The sequence below is a fragment of the Pseudolysinimonas sp. genome, from assembly GCF_031389465.1.
Classification (GTDB): Bacteria; Actinomycetota; Actinomycetes; order Actinomycetales; family Microbacteriaceae; genus Pseudolysinimonas_A.
The window spans coordinates 1-2,386 of record NZ_JANMSQ010000058.1; the positions used below are offsets into that span (position 1 = coordinate 1).

The window sequence follows — 2,386 nt, forward strand, 5'->3', positions numbered from 1 at the left end:
AACAAGCGCTGGATGGGTCGCATCATGAGCGACTGGAAGCTCGGCGCCGCCTACGGCCAAGCCCTCAGCTGACGAGAGACTGGGGACGATGGATCCCGTCGACGCCCTCACCGAGATCGCCTACCTGCTGGAGCGCGAGCGTGCGTCGCGCTACAAGTCGAAGGCGTTCCGCACGGCAGGTGCCGCGATCGCGGAGCTGGACCCCGCCATCCTGAACGATCCGATTCGGCTGAAAGCCGTGGCCGGCATCGGCGACTCGACCTACAAGGTCATCCAGCAGGCGCTCGCCGGCGAGGTGCCCGACTACCTCGCGCGGCTGCGCGCCGACAACGGACCGAAGCCGAGCGAACTGCGGGCGAAGCTGCGCGGCGACCTGCACTCCCACTCCGAGTGGAGTGACGGCACCACGTCGATCGACCTGATGGTCGCGGCGGCGCTGCGGCTCGGCCACGAGTACCTCGCGCTCACCGACCACTCGCCGCGGCTCACGATCGCGCGCGGCCTCTCGGCGGAGCGGCTCGACGAGCAGCTCGCGGTCGTCGAGGGGTTTCGAGATGACGGCTTCACGCTGCTCAAAGGCATCGAGGTCGACATCCATGAAGACGGCACGCTCGACCAGACCGACGAGATGCTGGGGAAGCTGGATGTCGTCGTCGCCAGCGTGCACAGCAAGTTGCAGTCCGACCCGAAAGAGATGACGAAGCGGATGCTCGGCGCCATCCGCAACCCGCACACCGACGTGCTCGGGCACGTGACCGGTCGGCTGGTAGAAGGGTCCCGCGGAACGCGACCCGGGTCGACGTTCGACGCCGCTGCCGTGTTTGCGGAGTGCGCCGAGCGACGAGTGGCCGTGGAGATCAACTCGCGCCCCGAACGGCAGGATCCGCCCGACGAGTTCATCGCGATGGCGCTGGATGCGGGGTGCCTGTTCTCGATCGACTCCGATGCGCTCGCACCGGGGCAGCTCTCGCTGCTCGACTACGGCGCGGAACGGGCTGAGCGGATGGGTGTGCCGGCCGAGCGGATCGTCACGACCTGGCCGCTTCCCGAGCTGCTCGCCTGGACGGGCCGCTAACGCTCGACCGCGGACGGCCCGAGCAGCACCTGCCACAGCCAGCGCACGGCCGTCTCGACGGGAGGTCGCGGGTCGCGAGTAACCCACGCCTCGAGCACCCCGAGCACCGAACCCGAGAGACCGGCCGCGAGCACGTCGGACGGGATGTCGCCGAATGTTTCGGCGTGCGACGTGGTCACGGCGTCGATGACGATCGTCTGGATGCGGTCGCGCAGTCGTGCGACGACGACAGGCGAGCCGTGCTTGCCGAAGATGCGGGCGTAGACGGCGGCGTTGTCGTCGACGTGACGGAGGTAATCGACGAGCACCTCCGGCGGCTCGGGTGAGATCTCGGAAACCGCCGGGATCGCGGTCCCGGCGGCCTCGACGACCGCGTCGATCGCATCCGCGAGCAGTGTGTCCTTGTCGGAGTAGTGCTGGTAAAAGGTGCTGCGGTTGACTCCGGCCTGTTCCGCGATGTCGGCGATTGAGATGTCGTCGAGCGCCCGCTCGCGCGCGAGGTCGAAGAGCGCGTTCTGGAGGCTCTTCCGCGTGCGCGCGATCCGGGGATCCATGAACCGATTCTGTCAGGAAAGCGAACTCTTGCTGCGAGTTCGCCGACAACTGTCGTATTTCCAACAATTGTCGGATACTCTCGGTGAGCCCGATGGAGTGCCTCTGGTCTCTCCTCGAAAGGCTCTGCCATGGCTCGTCTTCTTGCCCGTCTTGGGCGGTTCTCTGCTCGTCGCCCATGGCTCGTCATCGTCGGCTGGGTGCTCGCGCTCTCAGCCGCGGGTGGCGTCTACCTGTTCAGCGGTGGGCCGCTCGCGAGCGGATTCAGCGTCCCGAACACCCCCACGCAGCAGGTCACCGACAAGCTGAGCGCCGAGCTGGATGGCGTGGGCGGCGCGGTGGGCACGGTTGTCTTCCAGTCTGATGATGGCGCGGCGCTCACCGAAGCTCAGCGATCCGAGATCTCCGACGTGCTGGTCTCGATCGGTGAGGTCGACCGAGTTGCGAACGTCGTCGACCCCTTTGCGACGGCGCAGCAGCAAGCCGACACGGCGCAACTGCTCGGCTCTGGGGCACCTGGGCTCGAACTGGCGAAGACCCTGTTCGACTACGCGAGCGAGATTCGCACCGTGAGCGGCGACGGAACGACCGCGTACGCGGCCGTCATCTTCGACGACACCCAAAACGACCTCGCACCGGAGGTGAAGACGGCGGTCGCCGCCGAACTCGACGGCGCCGACATCGACGGAGTGACGGTCGAGTATTCGAGCGAGATCGCGAACTCTCTCGATGGTCTGGTCGGGGTCGGTGAGGTCGTCG

Annotated in this window: 2 protein-coding genes and 1 pseudogene; 2 read left to right on the top strand and 1 reads right to left on the bottom strand. The window is 67.1% G+C overall.

Annotated features, from left to right (window positions below; genetic code table 11):
• The first annotated feature begins 88 nt into the window (after positions 1 to 88).
• Positions 89 to 1,075, top strand: a complete 987-nt coding sequence (locus RMO30_RS02240; protein WP_309708948.1) for a PHP domain-containing protein — start codon at positions 89 to 91, stop codon at positions 1,073 to 1,075.
• On the opposite strand, the gene RMO30_RS02245 is transcribed toward RMO30_RS02240, so the two are convergent.
• Positions 1,072 to 1,629 carry a TetR/AcrR family transcriptional regulator gene (locus RMO30_RS02245; protein ID WP_309708951.1) on the bottom strand — a complete coding sequence of 186 codons (558 nt, stop codon included), beginning with the start codon at positions 1,627 to 1,629 and terminating at the stop codon, positions 1,072 to 1,074. The genes RMO30_RS02240 and RMO30_RS02245 overlap by 4 nt on opposite strands.
• 129 nt (positions 1,630 to 1,758) lie before the next feature.
• On the opposite strand from RMO30_RS02245, the pseudogene RMO30_RS02250 reads away from it, so the two are divergent.
• A pseudogene (locus RMO30_RS02250) lies at positions 1,759 to 2,386 on the top strand (RND transporter); the annotation flags it as partial.

Coding starts and splice junctions, on each gene's coding strand:
- RMO30_RS02245 (WP_309708951.1), bottom strand. CDS start 1,629: ATGGATCCCCGGATCGCGCGCACGCGGAAGAGCCTCCAGAACGCGCTC.
- RMO30_RS02240 (WP_309708948.1), top strand. CDS start 89: ATGGATCCCGTCGACGCCCTCACCGAGATCGCCTACCTGCTGGAGCGC.